The sequence below is a fragment of the Marinicella meishanensis genome (genome assembly GCF_019931145.1).
GTDB lineage: Bacteria > Pseudomonadota > Gammaproteobacteria > Xanthomonadales > Marinicellaceae > Marinicella > Marinicella meishanensis.
This window is the reverse complement of sequence record NZ_JAIOUV010000013.1, coordinates 1-6,298: the sequence shown is the minus strand read 5'-3', so window position 1 is coordinate 6,298 and position 6,298 is coordinate 1. Positions and strand designations below refer to the sequence as shown.

The 6,298-nt window shown below is 49.2% G+C and carries 2 tRNA genes and 3 rRNA genes; all 5 read right to left on the bottom strand.

From position 1 onward, the window contains the following. Positions 1–164: 164 nt before the first annotated feature. The 5 genes from rrf to K7G70_RS17800 all read right to left on the bottom strand — a co-directional run bounded on the left by rrf (position 165) and on the right by K7G70_RS17800 (position 5,725). Positions 165–279 (bottom strand): 5S ribosomal RNA (gene rrf / locus K7G70_RS17820). A gap of 192 nt (positions 280–471) precedes the next feature. Beyond that, positions 472–3,340: ribosomal RNA gene (locus K7G70_RS17815) — 23S ribosomal RNA — on the bottom strand. A 441-nt stretch (positions 3,341–3,781) separates the two neighbouring features. Next, positions 3,782–3,858: transfer RNA gene (locus K7G70_RS17810), tRNA-Ile, on the bottom strand. Positions 3,859–4,025: 167 nt separating this feature from the next. After that, positions 4,026–4,101: transfer RNA gene (locus K7G70_RS17805), tRNA-Ala, on the bottom strand. A gap of 79 nt (positions 4,102–4,180) precedes the next feature. Continuing rightward, positions 4,181–5,725: ribosomal RNA gene (locus tag K7G70_RS17800) — 16S ribosomal RNA — on the bottom strand. Together the 16S, 23S and 5S rRNA genes with 2 tRNA genes alongside form the textbook arrangement of a ribosomal RNA operon. Positions 5,726–6,298: the final 573 nt, after the last annotated feature.

Sequence of the window (6,298 nt, the reverse complement as noted above, 5' to 3'; positions counted from 1 at the left end):
CCCACCAATCAAGCCGGCTGAGCCCGTCGAAGCCACATCAAGGCTTAAGAATCAATCACCATAACAGACACACCTAACAGGCTCGGTGGCCTTGAGATCAGATGACTTTTTTCAGGCCAAAAAAAAGCCCCAACAAACGTTGAGGCTTTTTCTTGCTTGTAAGATTCTGGCGATGTCCTACTCTCACATGGGAACTCCCACACTACCATCGGCGATGCCACATTTCACTGCTGAGTTCGAGATGGGGTCAGGTGGGTCTATGGCTCTGTTGTCACCAGAAAACTGGTTGCTTATAGACTGGAGTCTATAAGACTGATGTTTGGAATATGAATCGATCAATCAATGATCTTATGGGTCAATGCGCCTTGATGAACGTGTCATCAAATCGTAATCACTTAAAAAGAGATTTAACCTTGTTATGAAACGGATCACATAACTGCCATCTTCATGGCCAAATTTCTTGGGTGTTATATGATCAAGCCTCACGGGCAATTAGTACTGGTTAGCTTCATACATTACTGCACTTCCACACCCAGCCTATCAACCTTGTAGTCTTCAAGGGCCCTTCAGGACTCTCAAGGAGTCAGTGAGATCTCATCTTGGAAGAGGCTTCCCGCTTAGATGCTTTCAGCGGTTATCCCGTCCGAACATAGCTACCGGGCAATGCCACTGGCGTGACAACCCGAACACCAGAGGTTCGTCCACTCCGGTCCTCTCGTACTAGGAGCAGCTTTCCTCAAATCTCAAACGCCCACGGCAGATAGGGACCGAACTGTCTCACGACGTTCTGAACCCAGCTCGCGTACCTCTTTAAATGGCGAACAGCCATACCCTTGGGACCGGCTTCAGCCCCAGGATGAGATGAGCCGACATCGAGGTGCCAAACACCGCCGTCGATATGAACTCTTGGGCGGTATCAGCCTGTTATCCCCGGAGTACCTTTTATCCGTTGAGCGATGGCCCTTCCATACAGAACCACCGGATCACTAAGACCTACTTTCGTACCTGCTCGACTTGTCAGTCTCGCAGTCAAGCGCGCTTTTGCCTTTACACTAACCGTACGATGTCCGACCGTACTTAGCGCACCTTCGTGCTCCTCCGTTACTCTTTGGGAGGAGACCGCCCCAGTCAAACTACCCACCACACAATGTCCCCGACCAGGATAACTGGCCTAGGTTAGAACTTCAATTACACAAGGGTGGTATTTCAAGGACGACTCCACGCAAGCTGGCGCTCACGCTTCGGTGTCTCCCACCTATCCTACACATATCTAATCAAAGTCCACTGTGAAGCTATAGTAAAGGTTCACGGGGTCTTTCCGTCTAGCCGCGGGTAAACTGCATCTTAACAGCTATTTCAATTTCACTGAGTCTCGGGTGGAGACAGTGTGGCCGTCGTTACGCCATTCGTGCAGGTCGGAACTTACCCGACAAGGAATTTCGCTACCTTAGGACCGTTATAGTTACGGCCGCCGTTTACCGGGGCTTCGATCAAGAGCTTCTCCGAAGATAACCCCATCAATTAACCTTCCGGCACCGGGCAGGCGTCACACCATATACGTCCACTTTCGTGTTTGCATAGTGCTATGTTTTTGATAAACAGTCGCAGCCACCTGGTCTCTGCGGCCCCCATTAGCTCTGAACCTATAGGGGCGTACCTTCTCCCGAAGTTACGGTACCATTTTGCCTAGTTCCTTCACCCGAGTTCTCTCAAGCGCCTTAGAATTCTCATCTTGTCCACCTGTGTTGGTTTGCAGTACGGTTCTCATACACCTATGCTTAGAAGGTTTTCCTGGAAGCATGGCATCGATTACTTCGTCCGCTATTGGACTCCCCATCACGCCTCAGCATTGCCAACCCGGATTTTCCTAAGTTGACTGCCTAAACGCTTGGACCGGGACAACCATCGCCCGGATAACCTAGCCTTCTCCGTCACTCCATCGCAGTGTATAAAAGTACAGGAATATTAACCTGTTTCCCATCGACTACGCATTTCTGCCTCGCCTTAGGGGCCGACTCACCCTGTGCCGATTAACGTTGCACGAGGAAACCTTGGACTTCCGGCGAGGGGGTTTTTCACCCCCTTTATCGTTACTCATGTCAGCATTCGCACTTCTGATACCTCCAGCATGCTTCTCAACACACCTTCACAGGCTTACAGAACGCTCCCCTACCATGCATGTAAACATGCATCCGCAGCTTCGGTACACCACTTAGCCCCGGTAAATCTTCCGCGCAGACCGACTCGACCAGTGAGCTATTACGCTTTCTTTAAAGGGTGGCTGCTTCTAAGCCAACCTCCTGGCTGTCTGGGCCTTTCCACTTCGTTTCCCACTGAGTGGTGATTTTGGGACCTTAGCTGGCGGTCTGGGTTGTTGCCCTCTTGACTACGGACGTTAGCACCCGCAGTCTGTCTCCTATGATTGCACTTTGCGGTATTCGGAGTTTGCCATGGGACGGTAGATCGGTGTGACCCCCTAGCCATAACAGTGCTCTACCCCCGCAAGTGATACATAAGGCACTACCTAAATAGTTTTCGGGGAGAACCAGCTATCTCCGGGCTTGTTTAGCCTTTCACTCCAATCCACAGCTCATCCCCTCATTTTTCAACATAAGTGGGTTCGGTCCTCCAGTCGGTTTTACCCGACCTTCAACCTGGCCATGGATAGATCGCCCGGTTTCGGGTCTAATCCCAGCAACTATACGCCCTATTAAGACTCGGTTTCCCTTCGCCTACACTACTCGCTTAAGCTTGCTACTGAAATTAAGTCGCTGACCCATTATACAAAAGGTACGCCATCACCGGACTAAATCCGGCTTTGACTGCTTGTACGTATGCGGTTTCAGGGTCTATTTCACTCCCCTCACAGGGGTTCTTTTCGCCTTTCCCTCACGGTACTGGTTCACTATCGGTCGGTAGGGAGTATTTAGCCTTAGATGATGGTCCACCTATATTCAGACAGGGTTTCACGTGCCCCGCCCTACTCACATTCATCTCATAATCTCTTTCGCATACAGGACTATCACCTCCTTCGGTTGGCTTTTCCAAACCATTCTGCTAAAAACTATGAGACTTTTGGGCTAGTCCGCGTTCGCTCGTCGCTACTTGCGGAATCTCGGTTGATTTCTTTTCCTCCGGGTACTTAGATATTTCAGTTCTCCGGGTTCGCCTCACCAAGCCTTACAGCCTGATGATAACCTTAAAAGGTTGGGTTTCCCCATTCGGAAATCTGTGGGTTATGCGCTTTCGTGTCAGCTAACCACAGCTTATCGCAGACTTACACGTCCTTCATCGCCTCCTACCGCCAAGGCATCCACCACATACGCTTATTCACTTGATCATATAACCCCAAAAAATCTGGGGCCACACAATCCCGCTCATAACATGGATCTGGAACAGTTCGCACTGTCCCGCTGGTCTCTTCTTACATAAATTACGATTTTTAAGATCAATCACATCACCAAAGGTGACACAACCAATCCTATACACTAAAAATTCATTTCAAGACGCCATTGACTCAAATCAAAATTGATTGATTTGTAGAAATGATCGCTCATCACGATCACTTCAGACTCATATTCCAAATTGTTAAAGTACAAGCATGTCGCTCCTGCGATCGAAACCGTCTCGGCCCCGAAAAAAAATCCTTATACAAGCACCGCTGCTTATATAAAGATTCTTCATTCATAACATCCAATACATTTTGGTTTTAACAAGGAAGCTGATTGCGAAGCGTATTAAAAATACGTGAGCAATGCGCTGACGACGTTAAAAGCAAAATTGGTGGGTCTGGCTGGAGTTGAACCAGCGACCTCACCCTTATCAGGGGTGCGCTCTAACCAACTGAGCTACAGACCCGCTTGCTTGTTCTTTTTACTTTGCCCATCGTTGCTCTTGTCGCTCAGTCAGTCACATGCCTGATGCATGCTCCTTCCTTCACTCTGGCGAGCGCCTTGTTCAAAGCAAAAATAACCGCGCAACCACAGAAACTTAATCCCTCAAAGGCTGCCACAATCGGTATAAACTGGTGGAGCTATGCGGGATCGAACCGCAGACCTCTTGAATGCAAATCAAGTGCTCTCCCAGCTGAGCTATAGCCCCATTATAGGTGTTATGCTTTTCATACTATAGTTAGATAACTTGTGTGGACACCCGGTAGAAATTGTACCAAGGTATTCTTTTAGGAGGTGATCCAGCCACTGGTTCCCCAACGGCTACCTTGTTACGACTTCACCCCAGTCATGAATCACTCCGTGGTGACCGTCTCCCCGAAGGTTAGACTAGCCACTTCTGGAGCAACCCACTCCCATGGTGTGACGGGCGGTGTGTACAAGGCCCGGGAACGTATTCACCGCGACGTAGCTGATTCGCGATTACTAGCGATTCCGACTTCATGCAGTCGAGTTGCAGACTGCAATCCGGACTAAGATGCACTTTCTGAGATTAGCTCCCCCTCGCGGGTTGGCAACCCTCTGTATGCACCATTGTAGCACGTGTGTAGCCCATCCCGTAAGGGCCATGATGACTTGACGTCGTCCCCACCTTCCTCCGGCTTATCACCGGCAGTCTCTATAGAGTTCCCACCTTTACGTGCTGGCAACTATAGATAGGGGTTGCGCTCGTTGCGGGACTTAACCCAACATCTCACGACACGAGCTGACGACAGCCGTGCAGCACCTGTCACTCAGTTCCCGAAGGCACTGATCGATTACAGATCATTCTGAGGATGTCAAGGGATGGTAAGGTTCTTCGCGTTGCATCGAATTAAACCACATGCTCCACCGCTTGTGCGGGCCCCCGTCAATTCCTTTGAGTTTCAACCTTGCGGCCGTACTCCCCAGGCGGAGAACTTAACGCGTTTGCTTCGCTACCGACGCGTCTATAGCGCCGACAGCCAGTCCTCATCGTTTAGGGCGTGGACTACCAGGGTATCTAATCCTGTTCGCTCCCCACGCTTTCGTACCTCAGCGTCAGTGTAGTGCCAGTCAGTCGCCTTCGCCACTGATGTTCCTCAAGACCTCTACGCATTTCACCGCTACGCCTTGAATTCCACTAACCTCTCACTCACTCTAGCCAGACAGTTTCAAATGCAGTTCCCAGGTTAAGCCCGGGGATTTCACATCTGACTTATCAAGCCGCCTACGTACCCTTTACGCCCAGTAATTCCGATTAACGCTCGCACCCTCCGTATTACCGCGGCTGCTGGCACGGAGTTAGCCGGTGCTTATTCCTGTGGTACCGTCAAATACAAAAGCTATTAACCTCTGCACCTTCTTCCCACATAAAAGTGCTTTACAACCCGAAGGCCTTCTTCACACACGCGGTATTGCTGGATCAGGCTTGCGCCCATTGTCCAATATTCCCCACTGCTGCCTCCCGTAGGAGTCTGGGCCGTGTCTCAGTCCCAATGTGGCTGATCATCCTCTCAAACCAGCTATAGATCGTCGTCTTGGTAGGCCATTACCCCACCAACTAACTAATCTAACGCGGGCTCATCTGTTAGCAAGTGCTTGCAAGCAGAGGCACCTTTTCATCCGTAGATATTATTCGGTATTAATCCGGATTTCTCCGGGCTATCCCCAACTATCAGGTAGATTCCCACGCGTTACTCACCCGTCCGCCACTCGTCAGCAAAGAAGCAAGCTCCTCTCTGTTACCGTTCGACTTGCATGTGTTAGGCATACCGCCAGCGTTCAATCTGAGCCAGGATCAAACTCTTCAATTAATTTGTCGATCCAAATCTATACAAGATAAATCCAGACCTAATTTATTGCGGCAACATCAGTTACGATGCCACCAGTTTGACCACTAACTTATTATCAAAAAAATTACGTGATTCTAATTATGGTCACTTGTCGTTGTACCTTAAATACAGCTTCACCAAGTGCCCACACAAGTTATCTATTACTTTTTAATTTACTCAATTTAACCCCCCAACATTTCGTTCGGGAAGGGATCCGATATTATCGCCATTTCGTCCGGCTTGGCAAGCTTTTTTTGAACTTTCATCCAAATCAATCGGCCGCTTTCTCACTTCCTGTTTCCCTCACTTGTGAGGGCTGCGTATTATCGCCCATAATCCATCCTTTGCAAGCGTTTTTTTCAAATCAAATGAAATAATTTTTCAACCACCTCACCGCACTTTGAAAACCCAACAAAACCATCCCGGTCTCATCAAGAGGATGCGAATTATAGCGACCCATTCGACAATGTAAACCCCTTTGTGACAAATTAATGAAATTAATTCCTAACCACAGCCAAACAACTCAGCGCAAAACCAGTACTGACGCGGGGTTGT